Here is a 25,243-nt window from a genome sequence, read left to right on the forward strand (position 1 = left end):
ACTCAACGCCCGCCGTACGGCCAAGCGTGGCTCCTGGGACGGAATCGCCCCAAACACCCGCCCAGCAACGCGCCGTACCTACCTCTTCCGCGGGATGTCCCTGTGCCCCTGCAGCCGCCGGATGAGTGGCGCTCACCGCAGGCGCATCACGTATTACAAGTGCTGGCCCAAGGGCAACAACCGTGGCCGGCCCGAGCCATTGCCGGGCATCACAAGATCTTCTACATAGGCGAGAAGATCCTTCTCGATGCCGTGTGCGCCTTCTTCGCTGACCGAGGCTTCGGCCCGCATCGGCGAGAGTTGTTCGCTGCTGAACTCGCGCAAGTTGGTGACCGAAACCCTCGGCACCGAGAGGCCGAACGAGAACGACTGCAACGCACTCTCGCTGATCTCGCCCGGCGTTAGGACAACATTCTCCGCCAGGCCCAGCACGGCGAACCCGATGACCCGTTCACCAAAGGACTCCGGGATACCTACAACGCCCTTGTGGAACAGCGCAGAACAACTCTTGCCACCCTCACCGAAGTCGAAGCGGACGCAGAGGCACAGCGCGCACGTCCACGTGCCGATACAGGCGATCTGCTGGACGCGCTGCCCTACCTCACGCTGCACCTTGCCGAAGCGCCAGAACCACTCCTGCGCCGCCTCTTCGAGATCACCCAGCTCACCGTCCAACCACATGCACAGTGACGACCTGACCATCACGATCAAGCTTCCCTCTGACTACCTGCCCGACCTTGTCGAGACAACCGAAAGGATCACCGGCACCATGCCCGACCAGGCACTCACCATCCAGACAGCACCACAGCGCAGAAAACCGCCCCCGTGTGTGGATGCTGTCGGAGCCACCCAGGCGGCTCGCAGGTCAGAGGGCGGTTCCGATCTTGGAACCAGCCTCTTTGATCTTGGTTGCTAACACTCTTGCTAACGCGGGCCCCTCGTAGTCTCATCGAGGGCACCCTCGACGAGACTCGCGGCGCTCGTCGCGCGACCTCGAAAGGCGCCGAGGCGGAGTACGGAGCGTAACGAAGGTTCTCGTCAACGCGGCGATAGGACTGGCCCCGCCGGGGTCACGGAGGACTCGATTTCGATCAGGCAACAGCCCAGCGGCTTCCCTGACGCCGTGATCGAGTGCTGCCCATGAATGCCGAAATCCTGATCGGCGCCACAGGCGCCATCGCCGGTGCGGTCGTCGTGACACTCGGCACTGTCTTCATCGGACGCAAGCAGATCGAGCAGACGGCTGCGCAAGCCGAACAGACGCGTGAGCTCCAGCAGCTGCAGGCCAAAGAGACCCGTGCCTTGCAGCGGGACCAAGCAGAGGAGACCCGCGCTCTGCAGCAGGCTCAGGCAGAAGAGAACCGGAGACTTCAACAGGAGCAGTTCGCAGCAGCGCTCGCCCAGCAGCGCGAGGAAGCCGCCGAAGCACGTAAGGCAGCTCAGCTCGATGCTCGGCGAGACGCCTTCGTCGTCTACATGGCTTCTGTGGAGACCTTCCGGACCACGTGTCATGAGCTGGCGAGCGAGCTCGGCATGGAAGCACCGGTACGGGAGCGATACGCGGCCGTACACGACCGCTATATCGACGCGTGGCGGCAGATGGCGCGTGAATGCTCGAACGCGATCTTCCACGCCCCTGCGAACTTCGAGAAGGTTCCGGACGAACTGCTCAACGCTCAAGCTGCTTTGAAGGACGTCTGCCGTGACTGGTACATCGCGATCACCGAGCGAGGGTCAGCCAACCGTCGGTGGGACAAGTTCTGGGCGGCGAACAGGACGGCGCTCGATGCCTACTATGAGTTCGCTCGCGGTGCCAAGCAGGCTGTCGTTTCGCCTGATGCGCGGGAAGTCTGAGGCTGGGCGCTTCCACACGAGGTCATGTCGCTCGCCTACTGTCCGGCGTTCTCGTCGTACATCGTGCGCTCGAAGACGCTCGCGATGTCCGCCGCGCGGTCGCGGATCACGTGGGCGTAGACGCGCAAGGTGACGGACGGGTCCCGGTGGCCGAGGCGGTCCCGACTCCTGTTTCGGGGAGTTCTTGGGCAGTTCCCAAAGCAGCAGTACGCGAAGCTCCCCAGACCGTCTGTTGGCGACGGCGGACAGCTTGAAGTCTCCAGGCCGGGGCCCTTGCCGCCCATGGTTAGAGGGACTAAGCCGTCCGTTGCTCTCAGTCACACTGCGCGTAGTGGATCTTAATCAAAACATCTCGCATCTGCACGGTCCGGCCGACGTGATTGAAAGCGCCCTCGAAACGGTCCGCCGCGACCTGGGCGTCGAGCTCAGCTTCGACTCCTATCCCTACCTGCGGGGCAACACCATCCTGGCGAGGGTGTGTACAACGAACGGTGGAACTGCCGATCATGGAGTGACACCGGATGACTGATGTTGTGAACGGGGCCGAGGCCGCCGTCAAGCCGTCGGAGCCGGCGGCCAGGGCGGGTACTGGGGCGGTGGATGAGCAACTGGTCGGGATGCTGGTCGACCGGGCTCGTGCTGAGGGGCTGCAGCTGACCGGTGAGGGCGGGCTGTTGCAGCAGTTGACCAAGCGGGTGCTGGTGTCCTCGCTCGAGGGTGAGATGACCGACCACCTCGGCTATGAGAAGCACGATGCGGCCGGGAAGAACGGCGGTAACTCCCGCAACGGGCGCCGGGTGAAGACGGTCACCACCGATGTCGGTCCCGTGGAGATCAGCGTGCCCCGTGATACCGAGGGCAGCTTCGAGCCGGGCATCGTGCGCAAGCGGCAGCGTCGCCTGTCGGGGGTGGATGAGATGGTCCTCCCGCTGTCCGCGAAGGGCCTGACCCATGGTGAGATATCGGCCCACCTGTCCGAGGTCTACGGCGCCAGTGTCTCCCGGCAGACGATCTCCACCATCACCGACTCGGTGATCGAGGGCATGAGCGAGTGGCAGAACCGGCCCTTGGACCCGGTCTACCCGGTGGTCTTCGTGGACGCCGTCCGTGTGAAGATCCGCGACGGCCAGGTCGCCAACCGCCCCATCTACCTCGCCATGGGCGTCACCGTCGACGGGCACCGCGACATCCTCGGCATCTGGGCTGGCGACGGCGGCGAAGGCGCCAAGTACTGGCTGCAGGTCTTCACCGAGATCAAGAACCGCGGCGTCGAGGACATCCTGATGCTGGTCTGCGACGGACTGAAGGGACTGCCGGAGGATGTGGAGACCGTCTGGTCGGCCACGATCGTGCAGACCTGCATCATCCACCTGTTGCGCAACAGTTTCCGCTACGCCTCCCGCGCGGACTGGGACAAGATCTCCAAGGCGCTCAGGCCCGTCTACACCGCACCGACCGAGGAGGCCGCCACCACACGGTTCGGCGAGTTCTCCGAAACCTGGGGGACGGAAGTACCCGGCGACCATCAGATTGTGGAAGCGCTCCTGGGCCGAGTTCGTGCCCTTCCTCGCCTTCGACGTGGAGATCCGCAAGGTCATCTGCTCGACCAACGCGATCGAGTCCGTCAATGCCCGCATCCGCAAGGCCGTCCGCGCCCGCGGGCACTTCCCCAACGAGCAGGCCGCGCTGAAGTGCGTCTACATGGCGCTGATGTCTCTGGACCCCACCGGCAAGGGACGCCGCCGATGGACCATGCGCTGGAAAGCGCCGCTGAACGCCTTCGAGATCGCCTTCGAAGGCCGGCTCTCCGCAGCCCGCCGCTGAACCAACCAACAACCACAGATCAACCGTTCGTTGGACACACCCAAATTTGCGTGCAATGAGGTGTGGCAGTAGGCAAGAACAGCAGACAGGGCAGCGTCAAGGTGCCAGGGGTGAGCGCGAGGTTCGCTTCACAGGGGTCACTGGGATGCCTTTTCACGGTGGCGGCTCAGTAAACGTCGGTTGCACATCATCGGAGCCACGCCACAGGTAGGCGGTGAGTTGTTCACCCTGGACGCGCTGGTCTTGCGGATTCTCCGGTAGAGGCCAGCGGACTTGGCGGTAGAGAGCGATGTGGTGAAGGTCGTACGCAGCCTCGATGAGATTGCCGAAGTGCTGTGCTCGAGCCGGTATCACAACTCCGACCGCAGAGGTGGTCGTTACCAGCCCAATGAGCACGGTCAGTGGAGTGAGAGGGGCGAAGGCACAGAAAACCAGTCCCCAGATCGCCGTGCTGACGGAGTTGTCGAGGGATGCACGTGCTGACGTGAGCTCGTGGCGGGTGTCTTCGGGGAGAAGAAGCCAGAGCCGGGGCCACAGGGCGACGGTGTCGAGGCCGTATTTGTCGACGGGGCGGCGCTCAGCGGCACGCAAGATGTTGCCGATCGGCGTGGGCATGAAGTATGCAGCTGATGAAGGCCGTCGACGTCGGTGCTGCTCCAGCCGCGCGTACGTCGCCTGGTCTGCCGCGTCGGGGTTGCCCGGCGCACGTACTTGAGCGTACGCCTGCTGCCAGGCGGTCGCCTCATGGGCAGCCCGCCCTGCGTACCAGGCAGCAAGCCGATGGCGAACCGGTGCGGCAAAGGACGGCCAGTAGCCTTCCAGCAGCCGCAGACAAGGTGTGACGAGGTGGGCGACGACGATTCCGGAGGCGGCAACGGCGAACAAGACGGTGAAGATGACCAGCATCTGGGCTGGAACGCCTTGTTGTTCCAGTCTTGTCAGGAGGGCTGACACTTCACGGCGGTCGTGGTGGATCCAGGCAATGAGTCCACCGAGCCAGAACACCAGCGCGTGTACGGAGATGGCCGCCAGCCGGTCGGCGATTTTCCCGCTTAGGGCGTTCCAGAACGCGGTCATGTGTCAGGACCGAGTGAGCGGGATGTGGTGTGTGGGGCACTCCGGCACGGAGGTGCCGACGTCGGGCCGATACCAAGTGTAGTCACCATTCGGGCATGTGAACCGGCCAGAATGCAGCACAGGTGCCGCGTCGCCGGGCGGCGCTGTGTCTGCTGAGGTGCGTAGCTGGTATTCCGGTTGGAGGTAGGGCGGCCGGAATTCCGGTGCGTCATGGAGAACCGCGACCAGGAATCCTCCGGTGCTGTCATTGCTGTCCAGCAATCTCCGCAGGCGCCCGGCCCTGTTCCCTTCCGCTGTCTCGGTGAGTAGATCGGCGATCTGCCGATCCAGTTCCTGCGCGGCCGGCCCCGCCAGCTGCCGCAAGTACGGGCGAATCGCGCGGGCTGCTTCCAGCACCCCGTCCTCCATTGCTGTCACGCCGAATCCCTTCCTTGTAATCCGCAGCCAGGGGACAAGCGAGGTACGCATAGACCCCCCTTCAGGCTCCGCTGTGGATGTGTGCCGCCCACACCGAGGGAGCCGCTGCCCAGACCGCACGCAGCCGACGGGTCGCCGTGTGCAGGGCACGCGCTGCGTCATCCGTGCTGCCCGCGTTGATCAGCGACGTGTACACGTCGCGGGCGAGGTCGACGGCCTGACGGTCTCTGATCGACCACAGCGTGCCGATGACATGGCGGTAACCGGCGAGTTGGCAGGCTGACGACAGCTGGATGGCTTCGTCGGCCAATACAGCACCCGGTTGGGCCGTTGAGCACGCCGACAGGAACGCCAGATCCGCATCTGCAAGGCGCAGCCGGGCGATGTCGGTGACCGTCAGGGGTCTGGTTTCGTGATCATGGAGCGCGAGATGGCTGGAAGACGGGCTGAGCAGATCGCTGGAGGCGTGGCAGGCGAAGTGTGCCCGGCTCGCTTGTGGCAGCGCCTCCAGCACGCTGGCGTAGTTGGCTTGCGGGCCACGGAGGATCTGCACCGGTCCCGGCAGCAGCTCCCGAAGTAGTTCGGCTTCAGCCAGCGCTCCGGGGAGATCGGGGGTGTTTTTAGTGCGTGGCATCGTCACTATTAGAGTGCGGTGTTCACCGAGCGGGACATCAGCGTGGCCACGGCGTGCGTGGGTCAGCGCGCGTACGGTCGGGGTGTAGGAGGAGACGACCCGGTCCAGCACCGTACGGGGGGCGGGTGTGAAACGGCTGTTGTGGTAGCCAGCGGCGTGCAGTGGCAGGAAGGACAGGAGTCCGGAAGGGCACCACCACAGCCGGGGCCACGACTCGTCGTCTGCGGGTGTGCTGGTGATGCCCAATTCCTCCAGGACCGGACCGGCCACCGAGTCCCATAGCCACTGCAAGACGGCGGTGAGCTTCTCTTCGGAGCGCTCAATAGTCTCGGTGGAGGTTCCGGGGCCTTCTTCCAGGGCCGATATGTACTGCAGTAAGTGGTCATACACGGCGTCAGGGGTCAGATTCGGCAGGGCCACAGGGCTCCGGACACCGAGCGGGGTGATGATCAGGGCATCGGAGCGGATGTGAGAGACGTTGATCAGAATGATGGGGCCGTCGGTGGCGGCGGTCGCCAGGTGATCGGCTGAAGGAGGGAGCAGGAAAGTCTCGAAGCCGGGCAGCATGCGGACTTCTGCGATGAGCTCGTCGAGTTGCTCCGCTTTCTCCCGGCGGTCCGGTATCGGATCAGCAGGCAGCGCTGACGGCGAGCTGCCACCGGTCAGGCCGACGGAGGCCGCAGTCTGCCCGAGTGCTCCCGGCTGGGAAGGCGCTTCCAGACTGTCCCGCAGTGCGGTGAACTTTTCGGCAAGTTCCGGATGACGCGCGGCAAGGTTGGTCAGGTCCGTGCGCGTGTCCAGAGCCTGGCTCAGCAGCACCCCGCGGGCCTCCTCGAAGAGCTCCACGGCACGTGCGGGGAGGCCGGCCTGCAAGCAGCAGGCTGTAGCTTCCGAGGCGAATCCACCGGACTCGGACAAGCGATGCTCTTGATCGGCGCGTGCGAGGCTGCGGGGTGCAACTCGCTCTAGCAGCGCCGTGGCTGACGCGAAGCACTGCACTGCTTCCGTCCATCGCTCGCCCAAGACGGCCAGACTGCCCCAGCCGCGGGCTGCCCGCAGCCGCAGGGTAGGCGGAGCCGCCGCCATTTCCGCCGCCGAACGGTAGGCCGCCGCTCCGGCATCGAGATCACCAGGCGATCCTGTGTAGTTGAACCGCTGCTGCAGGGCGAGTCCGAGGCTGATCAGTATCGTGGCACGGTGCGGTTGGTCCTCCGGGACGAGTGCGAGGGCAGACCTGCCGGCGGCTATTGCCTCGTCGAGGTCTCGCGTATCTTCGCTGCGTCGATACCGGTCCTGCAGGGCCCCGCAGAGGTTGGACAGTACCGATGCACGGCCCGGGTGGTTCTCCGGTACGGCCGCGACTGCGGCGCGTTGCAGATCGACTGCCTCGTCGATGTCCGCGGAGTCTCCACTGTGGTCAAGGCGCTTTTGGCAGGCGTTGGAGAGATTGTTGAGCATTCCGATGCGTTGCGGGTGACCATCGGGGGTCGCCGCGAGGGCAGCGCGTTGCAGACGGATTGCCTCGTCGATGTCGGTCAATTCGCCGCTGCGGTCGAAACGGGCATGTAGAGCACTTGCCAGATGGGCAAGGTGGCTTGGAAGGGCGGTATGACCGGGTGGTGTTGCAGTGACTGCATCGCGTCCTGCGCTTACCGCAGCCTCCAAGTCGCTCAACTCGCCGAGCAAGTCGAACCTTTGCTGCAGGGCGCTGCTGAGATTGGTGAGGGCCGCGGCGCGTCCGTGGAATTCGTCCGCTGTATGCGACAGAGCGGCTCTGCTCAGGGTGATCGCGTCATCCAAGTCATCGACGGAGCCCGTACGCTCGAACCGGGCGGCCAACGCGAGACCCAGGTTTACCTGTGCTCTTGCACGGTCGGCGCCTTGGCCGGGGGTGTCTGCCACTGAGGTTCGCCCCGTGCTGACTGCCTCGTCCAGATCATCGAGCGACCCGGTATGCGCATACCGGGCATGCAGTACCAGGGCTAGGCTGGAGAGGTACCCGCCGCGATCGGAATGCCCCTTCGGAGTCAGGGCTACGGCCTCCCGGGCCATGCTTACGGCTTGATCCAGGTCGGTGAGTTCCCCGGTGCGTTCGAACTTGGCCTTCAGAACGTTGCCCAGAACTCCTACCCGGTTGGCCCGCGCGGTGTGCTGCCGGGGCGTCAGGGCTACGGCCTCCCGGGCCATGCTTACGGCTTGATCTAAGTCGGTGAGTTCCCCGGTGCGTTCGAACTTTGCCCTCAGAGCCACGCTGAGATTGGACAGCACCGCTGGCCGGTCGGGGCTGCTGTCCGGGATGGCCTCGGCGGCCTCTTGTATTGCTGCTACACCCTTGTCAAGGTCGGCCATTTCCTCGGTGCGCTGGAACCGAATCAACAGCGCGTTGCCGGTATTGCCCAGCACTGCCGCGCGGTTGGGGTGTCCGGGCGGTGTCGATCTCGCCATCTCATGGCTCACCTCGATTGCCTCGTCGAGGTCGGCCAGTGTGCCGGTCGCGTTGAATCTGTCCTGCAACGCACTGCAGAGTCCGTGCAAGTGCCCGAATCTGTCCTGATCGTCATCTGGCGTAGCTGTCAGAAGTGCGCGGATAACGGTGATCACGTCATCCAAGTCACCGAGCGACCCAGCACGTGCATACCTCGTTTGGAGGGCTCCCAGCAGGTTGCCCAGTGTCCCGGTGCGTGAGGAGCCAGCATGCTGTAACGCCGCAAGCGCGGATTGCCCTGCGCTCACCGCTTCGTCAAGGTCATTCGGTTCCCCGCTCTGCTGGAACCGAAGCAGACACGCACCGCAAAGATTGGACAGCCAGTCGGCTCTGCTCGGGTGATCGACCGGGCCCGAGGCCAGCGCCTGCCGCAGCAAGCCGATCGACTTTCCCAGCGCTTTCTGGTCTCCGGTGCGCAGTGCCTGATCCAGCAGATACGCAGCATGCCCGCCCAGAGTTCTGGGATCGGATGCCCCTCCTTGGCCTGCCGACGTGTTCACCGCACCCCCGTGCCGTCGTCATGCTGCCGCCGCCGGCAACCCGTGCCAGTGGCCGATCAAGTAAGCAGAGAGACCTCTTGAGCTGGGTGGACGAGGTTCGTCGAAGGCTCTCCACGGTGGAAGGCACTCTCCAAGTGACGAAGCGTACCGGGTTGATTCGGCATGTCCATACCGGGTTCGGACTCACACTGGTCGTCTACAGGCAAGGGGGCGTTGCTGGACGGGATGGTCCGGGGGCTGGGACCAGCGCTATCTGGGGCGTTGGCGCCATGGGCAAGGGCGCGGATGTGCACGCTCCGGGGCAAGATCCTGCTGGCGTGGCCATTGGAGTGGCCCTGGACGGGGACTGGCTGGTCAATGTCGGCATGCTGCGGGCCCAGCCATTCTGCTGGCCGACTGTTCCGCCGGGGCGGGATCAGCCGTCGTCAACCGTCACCCCCTCGATACTGGAGTGGAGTTCTGGCCGTCATCCGCGGCTTCCTCAGCGAGTCGTGGCTGTTGCCCGGGGTCGGGGGGAGCCATGTGCACGGTGCCCGGTGTGCGGGACAGTTTGACCACCACGCCGGGGACGACGACTTGGCCTGCCTCGCTGTTCAGGGCTATGTCGTTATCACGGTCGCTTGACCTACATAGCCAACGACATCGGACTCCCCGGAACCGTGGCCGTTGCGGTCAGCGCCGCGGTCGCGCTCGGGACGGCGCCGATGTTCGGCAAGCTCGCCGACCGAATCGGCCGGCTTCCGGTGTTCCTGGGCGGCGCGCTGGTCGGGATCGGCCTTGCATTCCCCTTCTTCTGGCTCCTCGATACACGCTCGACCGGCTTGATCATCCTGGGCTTTGGCCATGTACGCGGTGTCGAACTCGCCAACTACGGCGTCCAGAGCACGTTCCTGGCCGAGCTGTTCCCCACACGCATCCGCTACACCGGCACATCGTTCACCCACCACGCGACATCAATCATCGGCGGCGTCGCGCCGATGATTGCCACAGCTCTCGTGGCCGGAGCAGGTGGCGAGCCGTGGCCGGTGGTCGTCTACCTCATCGCCATGGGCTTGATGACGATTGCTGTGTTGACGCTCACTAAGGAGACGCGATCGGTCTCGCTTGATGGAGACGATGGACACGAGGCGACAGAACGCACCCCCGAGAGGCCGGTGGTCGCGCAGGACACGTGAGCGGCCCGCGGTAGCCGGGGGAAACACACTTCGTCGGCACGAGGCGCCACCGGCATCGCCGCGCGCTAGACCACCCTTCGAAGGGCCACCCGGCTCAAGGTCGGGCGGCGGCTCTTCGAGGTTGAACGGCTGTCAGGCGATGTCGGCTTCGCCGTCCAGGGCGGCAAATGCCTGTTGGGCCCTCCAGCAGCGAGCGGGCCATCTGGGAAACGATCACTCGTGGATTGGGAAACGATCTTCGTGAGCCTGGGACGTTGCTGGTCAGACGTACTCGTGAACACCCCACCGCGGGCCGTTCTTGAGATAGCGCGAGAGCGGTTGACGAGATCCCGTTCGATCATGGAGATCGGACGGGATTCTTGCGTTTCCGAGGTCCGTTCGATGCGTGTTCGGGGTGGTGGGGCGGGGCGTGCAGTGCTGGAAGAGCCTGGCTACGCAGCACCGCCCCTGTCAGGGCATGCCAGTTGGCCCCTCGGTCGGGGGCCGACTGGCATGGATGTGGAGTTGTGCCGCTGCCTGGTCAGCTGCCCTGGGGTGGAGGTCGAATAGCCGTCTCGGGGGCTTCTGCCTGGGGCGGTGCGGCAGCCGGGATGGACTCGTAGTCCAGGTCGACCAGGTTGGATCCTGTGCGCACCTCGAGCCAGGTATCCAGGATGTCGAGGTTGCCGACAGTGATCATGATGGCTGTGAGCAGGGTTTGCGCGACCTGCCCAGGTGCCGGACGGTGCTTCGGGTTGCCGATGTCCAACTCTTCGCCTTTCAGACGCCCAAAAGCGACAGCCCCATCCCCGGGTACTGGGTGCCGCCGCCGGAGAACATCAGCGCGACGTTCTTCCTGCCGGTGGTCGAGCGCAGCCGTTCGACCCGGTGCTGCTGCCGCTCGACGAACCGGGTGAGGTCCGCCGCGGTTGTCACCGGGGCGGATACTCGCCAGGAGTGGTGGGTGCGCCCGACGTTCGATGTGTAGCAGATGTCGGCGACGTCGCTGTCGTCCTTGCCGTTCATGAAGATGTTGAAGAATCCTGCATCGAAATCCGCGAGTGAATCGATGTAGCCGGCGTCCGCGCACACGTCATCGGGAACGCCCTGCGGCAGACGGTCTGCCGGCAGCTTGCTGATACCGGTGCGGCCTTGAGTTGATGCACTGTCACGAGTCGGCTGCTGCCGTACGGCGACTGAGCGGTGCACGGGTGCCCGTCGAGTGGTGCCGACGCGACGTTTGGCGGGGCTTGCGCGGACCGATTTCCTTCCAGGGGCCTCGTTGTCGCTCCTTCATGGCATCTCGGTGATACGGGATCTCCGTACCGCGTCAGGCTGAGGATCCGCCGCACTCGTGCGCGGACCCTGAGGTGACTCCACGCCGTCACCACCTGCCGGCGCACTGTCCGTCTCCTTGGTCGCCGTCTTGGCGTACCAAGCCGCCACGGCGGTGAGGCAGAGGATGAGCCCGAAAGAGGTTCCGCTGAACTCTCCGTGGAAAGCCGTCTCAGCGAGGTATGTGGCGCCGGGCAGGGTGGTCAGCAGCGCCATCGCCACCATGGAGTCGACGTGCTGAATCCCCGCCTGGAGCAGGAAAAGAGGAACTGCCACGGCGGCAGCGCCCGTCGCGAGCATTTCGGGGAGCCGGGCCGTCCAGTCGTCTCCGGGCCCACCCTGTGACACCAGCAGCGCCCCGCCGGCAAGGTAGGTCAGGTGGAAGCGATGTGCGGTGACGCGCACGGGGTCGATCTCGCGGCGCCCCAACTCCGCGGAGATCAGCGCCAGTCCGGCTGCTCCGACGCCCGCGATGACAACCAGGGCGAGGCCGAAGGCTGTCGCCGCCGGTTCTGAGCCGTCGAGGTCCGTCAGGCTGTAGGCGACGCCTGCCCCGAGCAGGACCAGGAGACCGGCGGCGAACCACCCTCGCCGGGTGGCTCGTTGCCCGTACCCGACGAGCGCGAGCAGGGCGATGGCGATCGGCCCGACAGCCGCCTCTGTGCCGCTGGCCAGTGCAGCGGGGATCCAGGCCAGCGAGGTGTAGAAGCCGAGGAAGGTGATCGCCGTGACGATGTTCATCAGCACGAGCAATCCCGTGGCCTTGGGCTCTGGGTCTGCGCGGCGGGGGCGGTTGCCCCTGCGGAACAGCAGGAGTGCGTTGAACAGCACCGCGGCGGATCCGAAGCCCGCGCATGAGAGGTAGAGACTGTCTGTGGGGTCTAGACGGCCGGAGATGTAGCCGAACATGCCCGCCTGAAGCAGGACCGATCCCACGATGCATATGACCGCCATGACTCAGCCGTCGACTTCCGCGATTCGGTACATCCCGGCCGCGTCCTCGATGTCGTGCAGCGTGGCCAGGCTGTGCTCCAGGAGTTCGTCGTCCTCGTGGACGAAGAAGGCGATGCCGCTCGCACCGGTCGTGAGGTAGCGGTCCTGGACCGGCACGCCGATCGCGGGAAGCCGGGCAATGCTGTGGAAGCCGGGCAACCGCCTCATCGTGCGCAGTCCGTCCATGGCCAGCACGACACCGGGTCGGTGTGAACGCAGGAAGACCTTGGCGACCGTACGCGCGGGACCGTAGGGCAGGTCGAACCGCTTCCGGAAGTCCTCTGGACGTAGGAACCGCTCGACTGTGAGGTGCTGGTGGCTGTAGCCGTATGCCGCGTGGTACGGGTCGGGGGCAAGGCACGGTCCCATGACGCGGGAATTGACCTCCACCAACCGCGGCCCCCGGCTGGTCAGCACCACCTCCGTGTGCGCAGCACCTTCGCGTACCCCCAGGGCGTCCAGGCAGCGCAGCACGTAGTCCACGAGGTCTTGCTCCGCGTCCTCGAGAGCCGGGCGCGAGATGATGTGCCGCAGCACGGGGGCGTCTTCCACGCGGTCGATGCGCTCCGCGTATACCTCGGTGAGCAGATGCCGGCCTTCCATGCTCACGGTGTTCACGATGTACTGAGTGCCGTCGAGGAACTCCTGCACCAGGACCCCCTGGTTGACCTCTCCCATGAGGTTGAGGCGACCGGCGGCCCCGCGGTAGGCGCTGAGGGCTTCGTCGGCGTCGGCGCTGATGTGGCATCCGTCGCTGCCCGCGCTGTTGAGCGGCTTGATCACGACAGGGAACGCGTCCCAACCGTCCAGGGCGTCACGCAACTCGCCCTCGCTGCGGACCATGACGGTGCGGGCGTGGGAGAGGCCGGCATCGGCCAGCGCTCCAGCCATCAGGTACTTATCTCGCCGTGCGGCCCGCAACTCGTGCCGCTGGTGGGGCAGTTCGAGCAGCTCGGAGAGCTCATCGGCGAGCGTGACGCCGAACTCGCTTGCTGCGACTACCGTGTTCACCCCCACTGAGCGCAGGTGCTCGGCGGTCTCGCTGAGCTGGGCGTGGAGGTAGGCCTTGGCCGTTCCGCTCGCTGCGGCGTGGAACGCGGACTCTTGGTCCTGGGTGTAGATGTGCAGGCAGTCAGCGCCTTCCTCCTGGAAGGCGTCAGCGAGTGTGGCACCGCTGGAAACCGGGTTGATGAGGGCGATCACAGGGAAGTCCTTTCCACGCGCAATTCGAGATCTTCCACGCTGTCCTCGGCGAGTTGGGCGGCGACGATGGCCGAATGCTGGGCAGCGGCTCGCAGGTAATTGACGATCGGGTAGCGGGTGCCGGCGCAGGCACCGAGTGCCCAGATGCGCTCGGCCGGGTCTTCCGGGGCGAATCGCACACGGAGGTCTTCAAGGACCTCCGGCGCAGACCCGTCAGAACCGTGACCGATGTGCAGCCCGTCGGGGGGACAGCGCATCGGCAAGGCCTCGTAGCCGGCGGCGCAGACCATGTAGTCGAAGGATTCGCGACTGCCGTCGGGCCACTCCACCGTCCAACCGGATCCATGGGGACCGATGCTGCGGAGATACCGCGGTGCGATCCGCAATCGGCCGTCTGAGAGGTATCCGGCCAGCAGGGATGCGTTGTGAAGGGGAATCGCGGAGATGTAGCGGGACATCAGTGCCTTGTAGCGGCCCAGGACAGCGGAGCGGGCATCGGCGTCCCATCGCGACGCGTACTCGTTGATCACGTCGATCAGCTCCGCCACGATGTCCTGCCAGGGGACCTGCGACGCAGTGGCCAGACGTATCTCCTCGTAGAGGATCTCGGCAGCCTCGCCAGTGGTACGGGGGCGGCTCGCCGGTGTGCCCGGCTGCAAGGAGCGGACAGCCGCGAGTAGTTGGCGGGCCAGGATGCGGCCCAGGCGTTCGTCGTCAGGATCGAGGTCGGCCCACACGTCCTCTTCGAAGCCGGGGGAGGGCATGCGGCGAAGCCGGTTGCGCACGGACGGCAGGACCCCCGAGGGGGAGGTCAGCACGGTGTGACGCTGTGCGTCGCGACCCAGGATGAGGGCGGCATCGATGGCGGACAGCTTGGTCCCTATCACCAAGACGCGTGACTGCGAGGGCAGTTCCCGCAGCCTCTGCGATGGGTGGGCTGCGGCGATGAGGCGGGGGTGCCTCGAATACTGCCGAACTTCCGCCGGGAGGATCGGAACGTCGGCGCCGTGGCACAGCAGGACGGCCGTCCCGGTAACGGAGGCCCCGGAGTGAAGGACCACCCGGTAGTTCCAGTCGGCGAGCCGGTCGACTGCGACGGCGCGGTCGCCGAGATGCGTGACGCGGATGCCCGCGCGCCGCGCCTCTCGGACATACCGGTTGAAGCGCTCACGGCAATACTGGCCGACCATGTAGCGGGGCACGAAGTCATCCGCGTGGACGGCGTGCCCCCGGGCCGCCAGGTAGGCCAGGAGATCCGACTCTCCCTCAGCCACCAGCGATGTGACGTCCACCGACGTGTTGCACAGCAGGGCGGGGTCAGTCGTGCCGAAGGCCGTTCCTAGACCGACCGACCGCGGGGCCACGAATGTCACACTCTCCACGCCGGATATTCGGACGATATGTGCCATTGCGCTTACAGCCGTGGCCCCGCCTCCGACTATGACTATCCTCTTGCCCACGGTTGACCTTCTTTGGGGGGCTCAGACTTTGGACTGAAGCCCGCTCGATGTTGGCTGGGAAACGCACTCAGGCACGGCAGGCCACCCTGGTCCGGCAGCGCTGAAGGGGCGCGCACTTCCTCCTTCCGTGCGATCTGAGATCCGAGCGGCGCGCGTATCGCATCGCTCATCCAGCGGTCTCCAGGATCAGCGTGCGTGCCGCGATGCCAGAGGTGATTGGACGCACTCATCCGCTTCGCACCTCGCGCAACCACGAGGCGAACTCAGGCGAGTTCAGCAGATCCGAGTGACCGCCGGGGAAGACTCGTTGAGTGAACCCGCCGACGGTGACGTCGACCCATTCGCCGATTCCTGTGGTTGACGTCAGCGGATCTCCGTCGCCGCGGGCGGCGAAGATCGGGCATCGCACTTTCGGATACTTTGACGCTGCAAATTCCTTCAGGAGTCTGAGATCCTGCATCACGGTTTCGATAATGATTTCTTGCCACTCACTGGAAGCATCCGAAATGAGACCGGGGTCAATGCTGTCCAAATAGGCTGCGGTGTCCGACTGATCTCTGGTGGCCGACTCGGGCACTGTGAGCTGTGCCGGCGCGGTGGCGCCGGCGACCACCAGTGCGGAAACCTCCGTGCCAAGATTTTCCAGTTCTCCTGCTGTGGCATGGGCGACGTAGGCGCCATAGCTGTGTCCGACGAGGACGGGGCGGGCTCGTTGCACGCGCCTAACCTGGCTGACGCACGATTCCACGACCTCCTCGAAGGACGTCGCGGCCCTGCCGAAATCTCTGCCGAAGCGACCCGGGTACCTGAGGAGCCAGGCTGAAGGCTTCAACTCCTCGAGCACAAGTGTCAGTTCGCTGCCGAAGGAGCCGGCGCCCGGGAAGACGAAGACGCCTGCGCTCTCGCGATTCACTGGTTTCTCCAATCTGGGGGCATGGGTGGCTCCGTGCTTTGCCGTCGCCGATTCCATTCCGTGATCCGCCGGTGGGCACCGGCGGATCGGAGTGCGATCGGGTTCAGAGTCCTAGCCCCAGCTCGTCCATGATCATGGCGATGCTGATCGCACTGAGCCGGAAGTCCCACTTGTCCGCCCCGCCCTGACCGGTAGTTTTCTCAATGCAGTCGGGAGTGAAGATGCCGCTGGCTTCGACCAGGCCGCGCCAGTCATCCCAGGTCCGGGCGTCCGTGACCGAGCGCAGGTCGTATGCGGTGAACCCGTGCTTCCCCCGGCGCAGAACCGACTCGGGGACGATTCCTTCGTAGGCCGACTTGAGGCATGCCTTGCCCTCAAAATCGACCACCTTCGCACTGTCCTCGGCTTGGAGAGCGAGCGAGACGACCGAATTGCCCAGGAACGGGTAGCGGCCTTCGATGGAATTGCCCATGAGCATCGAGTCGCCGTGGTCACCGAGCAGGTGGCCCGACATCTGGACGTACACATCGGCGATCGAGCGCAGCTGCATCGCAGAGAGCGACTTGACCTCGTCGTCGGAGAACGGGATCAGCCTCGTACGCCAGAACTCGTGGCCCTTGAGCGCTTCCTGTGCCAGAGGGGCAAGGTACGCCTCCCGACGCTGGCTCAGCTTGCGCCAGTTGACCTCCCAGCCGAAATCCGCCCTGCCCCATGCCTGTTCGTTCTCGGCGCGCGAGCTGCGGTTCGATCGGGTCGCGCTGTCGAAGGCGTAGGAGTCGTAGCCGAAGAACAACTCATCCGCGCCCTCTCCGGACACAACTCCCTTGATGCCGGACGAACGCACGGTGCTCGCCAGTATCATGGCGGCCACGTTGTACGTCTCGCGCTGCGGGTAGCAGCAGTGGCGCACCATCTCCTCGAACCGCGATGCGATGTCGTTCTGGCTGCAGAGGATCTGTTCGTGCTTGCTGCCGACGGTGTCTGCCACTTGACGCTGAAAGCGCCCCTCGTCGAGCCCCGGATCGTCGAATACCACCGAGAAGGTCCGCACAGGCTGGTCGGCAAGAGCGGCCGCTTCCATCAGGATCGCGGTGGAGTCGAAACCCCCGCTCAAGTAGGCGCCGATTTCCACGTCAGCCTGGAGGCGGTCACGGATCGACTCTTTCAGACCTTCTCGAAGCGCCTCCCCGGACACGGGCCTTGTAGCCGGCGAGAACTCGCCGTACCGCCAATATCGCTGAGTCTCCTGGCCGTTGGCGTCGAACTTGACGGCGCCCCCGGGGGGAACGGCCTGGACCTCCTTGACCAGGGTTCGCGGTGCGACGATGTTGCCCATGGAGAAGTATTGGTCAACCGCACCGATGTCCACCTTCCACGGCCGGTCGACGCACTGCACCAGTGGTTTCATCTCTGAGCAGAAGTGAACGTCCGAGCCGGTCACGGTGTAGTACATCGGGCAGATGCCGAACCGGTCCCTGGCCAGGAACAGCGAATTCGCGGCTCGGTCGAAGATCACTGTGGCGAACTGCCCGTCCACCAGTCGGAGTCCCTCGATCCCGTACTGCGCGACGAGTTCTGGGACGACGGATACGTCAACGCCGTTGATCTGCCGGTCGGTGCCCACTTTCTCGCGAAGAGCCTGGGAGTTGAACACCTCACCGTTCGTCATAGCCACATAGCGGCCGCTGCGATCCTCCGCAGGCTGCCAACCGTCGACCAGGCCGGTGAACCCGAGGCGGCCGAGCTTCACGGAGATCGTCTGGGTGTTCAGCGAGTAGGTCTCGTCGGGCCCGCGATGGACAAGCCGGGAGTGCATCGCAGCAGCGATGCTGCGGTCGCCCCCGCCGTTCGGTGAAAAGGTCCCGCACACGCCACACATCGTGATCACACACCCCGGTCACGTAGTTCATCGACAAGGACCTTCAAGTTCTCCGCTCGGAGTACATCCCGGACGCCGGCGTCCATCCAGCCGAGTTCCTTCAGCTTGTTGACCAGGAGCACCGTGGAGGCCGAATCGCCACCGACATCGAAGAAGTCGTCGTCGAGGCCGACGTCGTCCACACCGGTGAGTTGGCGCACCAGATTGAGGATCTGCTCTTCCGGTGTGATCGTTCTGCTCGTGTCCGGTGCGGAATGGCGCCCTGCCCGGAGTGCATCGCGGTCGACCTTGCCGTTCTGCGTGTAGGGCAGTTTCTCGATCTGTTGGATCACGGAGGGGGTCTTGTAGGAGTCGAGGACCGACTCCAAGTGCGTGCGCATCTCGCGGGGCGTAGCGGCACCCTGGTAGTAGCAGACCAGCGCATCGGTGGCGGAGTCGTCCGCGCTGGCATGGGACTCGGCGGTCACTACCGCTTCCACGACCCCGTCAAGTCGGCAGGCAGCGTTCTCGATCTCACCCGGATCGAGGCGATAGCCGCGGACCTTCAGCTGCCGGTCGAGCCGTTCGACGAAGAAGACCTGTCCGCCGCGGCGTTCGACGATGTCGCCGGTTCGGTAGACCCGGTTGCCGTCATCGTCGACGAAGAGCCGCAAGCCCTGCGCGGTCAGGTAGCCGATCGCGACGCTCTCGCCTGTGATGACGAGCTCGCCGCGTGCCATCGTCGACCTGGGGCGCTCTTCCCCGTCCGTCGCCGGTAGCGGAAGAATGTCGTAGTCGCAGTCGCCCACCACTGCGCCGAGGGGAACGGACACAGTGCAGTCGTTGGGGTCCAGAGGATCGCTGAGCAAGTTGCAGACGGTGGTTTCGGTGGTCCCGTACGCGTTGTGGAATCCCGCTGTCGGCGACCACTTCTGGACGACCGCCTGACGGCAGGCTCCGCCACCGTTGATGACGTGCTCCAGTCTCATCGCGCTCGTCGGCTCGGTCGCCGTCAACGCGAACGGCGTTGTCTTGAGATGGGTGATGCGGTACTTCTCCAACGTTTCCTGGAGAACTGCTCCCGGGCTCAGCTGTTCCTCGCCGAGGACTACCAGACACGCGCCGGCGGTAAGGGTCCACAGAATCTCTGTGATGCATCCGTCGAACGTGAGGCGGGCGAACTGCAGGCTGCGGCTCTGCGTGGTCAATTCCAGCGAGCGCACATGGTCCTGGATCATTCGCGCCAGCGGTTCGGTGCGTACGAGCACGCACTTGGGTTCACCCGTCGATCCCGAGGTGTGGATCGCGTAGCCGATACTGCCTTGGTGTGGGGCGAGTTCCGCGGGTGTCGCGAGGCGGTGATCTCCTGCGTCAGCACGCCACTCGGGCGGCGTCGGAATGAGCTCGGGCCGGTGCGACAGGGCGGGTGTGCTCCTGGCGACCTGGTTGATGCCGAGGGAAGACACCTTGCTCGAGTTGGAGGAGCTGCTGTCGCGGGGGTCGATGAACACGAACGGGCGTCCGGCGCGCAGGGCGCCGGCCATGGCGACGATGGAGCCTGAGGTCCGAACGGCTTCGATTCCGATGAACTCGCTGGGCTCTGTGGACGATTCGAGTTGTGCGGCGAAGTCGCGGACGTGGCCACCGAATTCTTGGTAATTGAGCACGCCGTTCACGGTTTCGATGGCACTGCATTCCGGATGCTCTTGAATGGTGCGCTCGATCGCGTCGACCACTGATATCTGCTGTACGGTCAAGTCTTCAGTCCTTCACGCTGGATCTAACCTGGCCATGTTCCAGTCAGTCGCTGTTACTTCACGGTGTGAGCGAGAGTGCCCACTCCCTCGACTACGGAGGTGATGGAATCGCCGGGGTTGATCACCGCGGCACCCGGGGTTCCGGTGCAGATGACGGTGCCCGGGGTGAAAGTCCGATCGGCCGTGAAGTACTCGACCAGGAAGCCGAGGTCATACTTCATGTCGGCCACGGGTGCGGAGGCGACGGTCTCGCCATTGAGCACGGTCGAGACCCGTAGCGATTGCAGATCCGCGTCCTCGAACTCGTCGAGGGTCACCAGCTGGGGGCCGACACTGCAGAAGGTGTCGAACCCCTTCGCCCAGGGAATGTAGCGGGGGTTTTCACGGATGACGTCTTCCGCCGTCATGTCCAGGACGGCCGTGACGCCGGCAATGACCGACCGCCACTCCTGTCGCCGCACGTTCTTGCATGAGGTGCCGATGACCAGGCCCAGCTCCGCCTCGGCGGTCACCCTCTTGCTCCAGGAAGGCAGCCGGATGTGCTGGCCGTTGCCGATCAGGCAGTTGCCCGGCCGCAGATACGACCCCGGCCCCGATGCGGGCTGATCGGTGTTGAGATCAGCGGAGTGACCCTTGTAGTTCAGGCCCGCTCCCCAAATATCGCCGACCTCGACGACTGTCGCGGCATCTTCCAGCCGCACATCGTCCTGCCCAGCCTGCGGCATGGGATCGAGCAGTGCCGCCAGTTCCCTCCTGGAGGTCTCGTCCAGCAGGTCCACAAGGCGGCCCGGGGCTTCGTAGCCTTCGATGCCGGACAGCTGAACCCAGCCGCCCTGATGGTGAGCGAATATTTCGTGAGCGTCTTCAGTGCTGAATCGTGCCAGTCGCACGCGATCCTCCGATCTTGCGTTGGGGTGCAGTCGGCGCGGCGGCGTCAGGCCGCTTCCTTGCTCTGGGAAATCCGCTGTGCCGCGGCACGGATGTCGCTCTTGCCGGCGCTTCGGGGGGCCAGCTCCACGGCGGTTTCCATCAACGAGGCCGGGTCCACGGTCAGCTCGGCGCACAGCTGCTCGATGAGCGGGAAGAACCCTGAATGCATCCCGATCACCCCGCCCAGGACCTGCATATTCCGGTCCTCGGGAAGGAGTTCGAGGCTGGTCCGGCAGAAGTACGCCAGCTTGGCCAGCGCTTTGTAGTCGAACCTGTCCTCGCCGAGGGTGCGGAAGATGCCGGCAAGCGACTCGGTCTCTGCGTTGCCGGCGCCGCGGCCGATGCCGTCGAGCGTGCCGTCGATGATCGTGGCGCCGGCCTCGAGCGCAGCGATGCTGTTCGCGTTCGCCATGCCGAGGTTGTCGTGACCGTGGAACCCGATAACGGGGAAAGACTCCTTGGCGAGGGTCACGTAGCGGTGGACGTCGCTCGGCAGCATGGAGCCGTAGGAGTCGACCACGTACAGACCGGCGATGGACGGAGTGACCTCGCTGAGCAACCCGGTCAGCTCCTCGGCGGGCGTACCGCTGGTCTTCATCAGGTTCAGGTAGACCTCACCGCAGAGCTCGGTGGCACGCTCGATGTACTCCAGGTGCTCCGGGACCCGCTCGGGCTCCACACCGATTCGGACGAACGACATCCCCTCGCCGCACAGATCCGACAGCGTGGAGAGCCGGCTGAATCCGGGCTGGGCGAACATCCCCCACGAGGTGGCCGTCATCTCCGACCGCGCGATCTGGCACCAGCGCTTGAGATCGATGTTGCAGGCCTTGATGCCCGATCGCTCCGCCTCGTACCCGAGACCGTGCCCGATCTCGACCTTCTGGATTGGCGTCTCATCGAGCCGGCCCAGCAGCTCGCTGACGAACTTCTCATCGAGTTGAAAGTCGACCGCGTACGAGCCGTCTCGCAGCGTCGCATCGAGAATCTCCGCCTTCTGCGGATCGAACTGTGGAGCCTTTTCTTTGGACATACGTATCCTCCGGAGCTCATTGGATCGACGTGACTTTGGTCAATGTTCACCGAGTTGGGCAGGCGTGACCTCTGTCGGCTCTACCGGGGCATACAGTGCCGCCAGTAATGGGCGCCGACAGTACAAGTACAACGGGTTGTGGGCTGGGCGTTTTCTCCCGCACATTCGCCAATGCGGACGGCCGAATGGTTCCGATAGAGAACTACGCGCTGCGCACACACGAAATCCGGGCGCGCTCAGATAGGCCGCACAAGGCCAGCACGGGCCGTGGGCCTGAAAAGTGACTCAGCTTCCCCCTCTGCGATGTGACCGTCAGCCGAATCGGTCAACTCGACGCTAACACTGAGACATTGACTACCTGTCAAGTCGTTGCGTCGTCGACCCGGACGTTAGGAGAGGCGGATCGACCCCGAAAGCCCTGTCTCACTATCCGAACAGCCCTACAGGGATTCTAAATCCGGACATTCTCAGACCAACCGAATCCCCAGGGCGGCAATGACCGCGTGTTTCCGTATGGGGAGTGTGATGCAGGACACGCTCTCCATATCCAGAACCTCGGATTCCGATTGACATCGCCATTCTGGTGTTGTTGGGATAACACCGAAGCCGCCAACGGCTACCGACGGGGGCGCTCATTCAGGGTTCAACGATTTGAACTTCTGTGAGCCTGACCGACCGGGCACACCTGGTAAGTCGAGCTCTTTATGCCTGTCCTGGGCGCCGCAGGTGCGCGCCCTGGGTAACCAGCAGGTTAACGAGCGGTGGAATTCTTTGTGAATCTTTGAAGAGCCTAATCTCGTACGCCACGTGTAGCCCACAGGGCGGGTTCTACGACTTAGAAACCGAGGAATACAAAGAACCGGTCGGGCGGCTCGTTTTCGGATGTACAGCTAGGCACGCCTGCTGGCCAGCGGAGCGATCAAGCGCTGTTCCATGCGTCCGTCCATGACAACAAGCCTCGGTGCCTGAGGCTTTGACGACTGATGTCGGCTGCGTCCTTCGGGATGAGCAGCCAGGAAGGATGTCGATGCGCACGACGATTCTGAAGAACCTGAGGGAAGCTCTCCCCGAGCAGGACGTGCCGGCCGTCGAGGACTGCACCACCGAGCTCTACAACGCCCTCCCACGACAGGACGAGGTCGGCCAGAACACGGTGATGGTCGCGTATGGCGGTGGCAAGGACAGCGCCTACGCTGTCGCGTTCGTGCGTGCGGTCCACCTGACTCTTGCCGAGCGACGCGGCGAGACCTTCCGCCTGCGGGTGGTGACCATGCGGCACGGAGGCATGCCGTATCAGGTGATGCTGAACATCGACCGTACCTACCGCGCGCTGGGGCTCTACGACGACCCGGATGTGGAGCTGCTGCTTGTGGAGGGTGGGCAGGTGGTGCCCTTCGACCGGGATCGCAGCATGCCGCACCGCCTTATCGCGTTCAACCGCACCGACATGCTCATGTCCGGACATCGGTCCTACGGCGATGGCAGGGCCACGTTCTGCAATGCTTGCAACCTGAACGTGGCGAGTTCCTTCGGCGTCGCAGCCCGTCACGGCCAGGGCGTGGATCTGATCATCACCGGCGACTCTCCCCAGGAGCAGCGCGACTACGCGCTGTGGATTCGTCAACTCGCTCGTGGGGCCGGGCAGAAGCCCGCCGACAGCAAGAAGGGCTTCAGGGGCACTCTGGAGACGCTCGACGGGCTGGCGCAGGCCTACTTCCAGGAGATCCACGGCACGGAGAACGTCGATCGTGTCAAGGAGCGCGGGGTGACCTCGGACATCCCCACGGCGCTGCAGTTCTTCTCGGTCTACGACTACACGAGTTATGCCTCGGGAGCCCATTGGCGGCTCCTGACGGACTACCTCGGCTTCGTCTTCGACGAGATCGCGTTCAACTTCACCGAGTCCGACTGTGCGAACCCCGCACTCATGGCGCACTTGCGTGGCCTGAGGACCGAGCACGTATACAAGCGCACCTACCAGGAGGGCATCGCCCAATACGTCGACTTCGCCCTGGAGCTGATGCGCCGGAAGCACTTCCCCGAGCATCTTGTCGAGGAGATGGAGGCGCGCTACCGCACCGACGTCGGTGTCGAGTCGATGCGCGCGGCCGCGACCCGGTACGGCGATGACGCGTTCGGCGTGGACACCACGCAACTGGTGAGCATGGTCTACTCCCCCTTCGCGGGAGGGGCGGTGAACCTGCGCGACTACCTCGAAGGAGAGCACCCCGAGCTCCTGGAGGACGAAGACCGGATCCGTGCACTGCTGGCCGGGAAGGAGAAGGCGGGCGCGCTCGCCGCCCGCCTGGAACGGATCAGCGGACTGAGCCTGACTGATCTGCAGGCTCTCCACGACGGGCCGCTGTGGTCACCGTTCGCGGGCAGCGGCTCTCAGACGGGAGTCCTTCCGCTGGTCATGGACAGCGACCCGCACAAGAAGATCATCAGTGCGAAGCGCAATCCCGAGGGCGAGGAAGTTCTGGACAGGGTCGCCGGCCGCTAGCACCTGCCGTTGATCCTGCCGCCTGTCGGCCCGGTCGGCTTCCGTCCCGTGAACAGGCTCGCGGAGCGGTCCCGATCCTCCCAGGGGCTGCGGACCGAGTCCGACCGGGTCGGACTGTGCGGCACCAACTGTGGTACGAGGCCGCCGGATTGGTGCCGCGCCTGCTCCCGCCGAGCCACGTACACCGCTTGAAGTCAGTGTGACGCCGCAACAGTAGGGTTCAGATCCATGGAAAATGAACAACACGAGCCACCCGGTCAACCCCGGACCAAGCTCGCGATTGGTGCACAGTCCGGGGAAGCACACCGACAGGACGGTGAAGGGAGCGGTGACGCTCCTGTGGCGGAAGCCTCGCCTGTGGCCGCGAAGGAAGGCTCTGCCGCTGCTCCTTATCTGAACCTCCTCGTAACCATGGTCATGTTCGGCAGCGCATTCGCCAGCTCCAAGGTCGTCGTCGGCGAGATGCCGCATGAGGTCGCCGCAGCCCTCCGGTTCGGGGGCGGTGGACTGCTGCTGATCATCCTGGCCACAGTGTTCCGCGGCAGTTCACGTCCCATCGGGCGCGCAGCGGCCGTGCGGGCGGGGCTGGTCGGCCTGCTCGGTGTTCTGGCCTACAACATCTTCTTCTTCTGGGGCTTGTCCCTGGCCCCCTCGCTCGACGGCAGCATCATCGTGCCCGTGCTGAGCCCGATTCTGACCACTGCCACGGTCATCCTGCTGGGCCGGGAAAGGGCGACGTGGGCGAGGATCGCCGGGCTGGCGGTCGGTGCGACCGGGGCCCTGCTCTTCTTCCTGGGAATCGGAGGGGATGCCGCCGGATCCACCCAGCTGATCGGCGACCTGATCTTCGTAGCAGGAGCCGCGTGCTGGGCCGCCTACAGCATCTTGTCGAAGTCGCTCCTAGCAGGAGTGGACCCGCTGCGGGCGACTGCTTGGGGAACCGGTATCGGCGGGCTGGGACTTACTTTGCTCGCTGTGCCAGCGGTGGCGGACGTGTCATGGCAGTCCGTCTCGGGCCCTGCGTGGGCGAACGTCATCTTCCTCGCTGTAGGACCGACCGCGATCGCCTACCTGTTTTATTACCGGGGGCTGCGTAGCGTGAGTCCGTCCACGGCGACGATCATGATGTTCACCGTGCCGGTCTTCGGTTCCTTCTCCTCAACTCTTTTCCTTGGTGAGTCCTTCACAGGCATACAGCTGATCGGCACGCTGATCATGCTGGGCGGGGCGCTCTTCGCCGTCCTGGGCAACAGGCCGTTGCGCCAGCTGCGCGGCTCCCGATTCCGCAGCACTGCCTAGGCGCTATGAGGCTC

At 64.8% G+C, this 25,243-nt stretch carries 19 protein-coding genes and 1 pseudogene; 6 read left to right on the forward strand and 14 right to left on the reverse strand.

All coding sequences use genetic code 11. The features are described from left to right. Positions 1-153 precede the first annotated feature (153 nt). Entirely contained in the window at positions 154-675 is a 522-nt protein-coding gene (locus H180DRAFT_RS02440) for a hypothetical protein (protein WP_139151343.1), read from the reverse strand. A 465-nt stretch (positions 676-1,140) separates the two neighbouring features. Here H180DRAFT_RS02440 and H180DRAFT_RS02445 point away from each other — a divergent pair, with 465 nt between their 5' ends. The 3 genes and pseudogenes from H180DRAFT_RS02445 (at position 1,141) to H180DRAFT_RS02450 (ending at position 3,678) form a co-directional block, all read left to right on the forward strand. Beyond that, positions 1,141-1,854: a hypothetical protein gene (locus H180DRAFT_RS02445; protein WP_139151344.1), complete on the forward strand. Its 714-nt coding sequence runs from the start codon at positions 1,141-1,143 to the stop codon at positions 1,852-1,854. Between the two features lie 331 nt (positions 1,855-2,185). After that, a complete protein-coding gene (locus tag H180DRAFT_RS29455) occupies positions 2,186-2,383 on the forward strand; it encodes a hypothetical protein (protein ID WP_139151345.1) in 198 nt (65 codons plus the stop codon). Between the two features lie 88 nt (positions 2,384-2,471). After that, a pseudogene (locus H180DRAFT_RS02450) lies at positions 2,472-3,678 on the forward strand (IS256 family transposase). A 153-nt stretch (positions 3,679-3,831) separates the two neighbouring features. On the opposite strand, the gene H180DRAFT_RS02455 reads toward H180DRAFT_RS02450, so the two are convergent. The 3 genes from H180DRAFT_RS02455 to H180DRAFT_RS02465 form a co-directional block, all read right to left on the reverse strand. Next, positions 3,832-4,755, reverse strand: a complete 924-nt coding sequence (locus tag H180DRAFT_RS02455; RefSeq protein WP_055484238.1) for a hypothetical protein — start codon at positions 4,753-4,755, stop codon at positions 3,832-3,834. 3 nt (positions 4,756-4,758) lie between these two features. Further along, complete coding sequence (locus H180DRAFT_RS02460) at positions 4,759-5,172, reverse strand: hypothetical protein (RefSeq protein WP_175437706.1); 414 nt, start codon at positions 5,170-5,172, stop codon at positions 4,759-4,761. Positions 5,173-5,233: 61 nt separating this feature from the next. After that, positions 5,234-8,791: a CHAT domain-containing protein gene (locus H180DRAFT_RS02465; protein WP_139151346.1), complete on the reverse strand. Its 3,558-nt coding sequence runs from the start codon at positions 8,789-8,791 to the stop codon at positions 5,234-5,236. Positions 8,792-9,411: 620 nt separating this feature from the next. Here H180DRAFT_RS02465 and H180DRAFT_RS02470 point away from each other — a divergent pair. Beyond that, a complete protein-coding gene (locus H180DRAFT_RS02470; RefSeq protein ID WP_074466565.1) occupies positions 9,412-9,966 on the forward strand; it encodes an MFS transporter in 555 nt (184 codons plus the stop codon). Positions 9,967-10,486: 520 nt separating this feature from the next. Here H180DRAFT_RS02470 and H180DRAFT_RS29460 read toward each other — a convergent pair. From H180DRAFT_RS29460 to H180DRAFT_RS02515, 10 genes are all read right to left on the reverse strand, one after another. Then, positions 10,487-10,714, reverse strand: a complete 228-nt coding sequence (locus H180DRAFT_RS29460) for a hypothetical protein (protein WP_139151347.1) — start codon at positions 10,712-10,714, stop codon at positions 10,487-10,489. Between the two features lie 11 nt (positions 10,715-10,725). Then, positions 10,726-11,154, reverse strand: a complete 429-nt coding sequence (locus tag H180DRAFT_RS02475; RefSeq protein WP_139151348.1) for a CurL C-terminal domain-containing protein — start codon at positions 11,152-11,154, stop codon at positions 10,726-10,728. An 84-nt stretch (positions 11,155-11,238) separates the two neighbouring features. Further along, complete coding sequence (locus H180DRAFT_RS02480; protein WP_055484244.1) at positions 11,239-12,234, reverse strand: DMT family transporter; 996 nt, start codon at positions 12,232-12,234, stop codon at positions 11,239-11,241. A gap of 3 nt (positions 12,235-12,237) precedes the next feature. Continuing rightward, the gene (locus H180DRAFT_RS02485) at positions 12,238-13,476 is read right to left on the reverse strand and encodes an ATP-grasp domain-containing protein (RefSeq protein WP_055484245.1); all 1,239 of its coding nucleotides are present in this window, start codon (positions 13,474-13,476) and stop codon (positions 12,238-12,240) included. Continuing rightward, complete coding sequence (locus tag H180DRAFT_RS02490) at positions 13,473-14,936, reverse strand: FAD/NAD(P)-binding protein (RefSeq protein ID WP_074466566.1); 1,464 nt, start codon at positions 14,934-14,936, stop codon at positions 13,473-13,475. Before H180DRAFT_RS02490 ends, H180DRAFT_RS02485 begins: the two co-directional genes overlap by 4 nt. Positions 14,937-15,162: 226 nt before the next feature. Then, entirely contained in the window at positions 15,163-15,849 is a 687-nt protein-coding gene (locus H180DRAFT_RS02495; RefSeq protein ID WP_055484247.1) for a thioesterase II family protein, read from the reverse strand. 103 nt (positions 15,850-15,952) lie between these two features. Next, entirely contained in the window at positions 15,953-17,728 is a 1,776-nt protein-coding gene (gene asnB, locus H180DRAFT_RS02500; RefSeq protein ID WP_055484488.1) for an asparagine synthase (glutamine-hydrolyzing), read from the reverse strand. Positions 17,729-17,733: 5 nt separating this feature from the next. Further along, a complete protein-coding gene (locus tag H180DRAFT_RS02505; RefSeq protein ID WP_199822466.1) occupies positions 17,734-19,464 on the reverse strand; it encodes an AMP-binding protein in 1,731 nt (576 codons plus the stop codon). Positions 19,465-19,517: 53 nt separating this feature from the next. Next, positions 19,518-20,354 carry a fumarylacetoacetate hydrolase family protein gene (locus tag H180DRAFT_RS02510; protein WP_055484248.1) on the reverse strand — a complete coding sequence of 279 codons (837 nt, stop codon included), beginning with the start codon at positions 20,352-20,354 and terminating at the stop codon, positions 19,518-19,520. A gap of 44 nt (positions 20,355-20,398) precedes the next feature. After that, positions 20,399-21,427, reverse strand: coding sequence for a beta/alpha barrel domain-containing protein (locus H180DRAFT_RS02515; RefSeq protein ID WP_055484249.1), 1,029 nt, complete (start codon positions 21,425-21,427; stop codon positions 20,399-20,401). 1,027 nt (positions 21,428-22,454) lie between these two features. On the opposite strand from H180DRAFT_RS02515, the gene H180DRAFT_RS02520 reads away from it, so the two are divergent. Together H180DRAFT_RS02520 and H180DRAFT_RS02525 are read left to right on the forward strand one after the other, a co-directional pair. After that, a complete protein-coding gene (locus tag H180DRAFT_RS02520) occupies positions 22,455-23,930 on the forward strand; it encodes a hypothetical protein (protein WP_107097547.1) in 1,476 nt (491 codons plus the stop codon). Between the two features lie 357 nt (positions 23,931-24,287). Beyond that, positions 24,288-25,229 (forward strand): DMT family transporter, encoded by a 942-nt coding sequence (locus H180DRAFT_RS02525; RefSeq protein ID WP_055484251.1) that lies wholly within the window; start codon positions 24,288-24,290, stop codon positions 25,227-25,229. Positions 25,230-25,243 lie beyond the last annotated feature (14 nt).

Origin of the sequence: Streptomyces sp. WMMB 322 (assembly GCF_900090145.1) — a bacterium.
Lineage (GTDB): Bacteria > Actinomycetota > Actinomycetes > Streptomycetales > Streptomycetaceae > Streptomyces.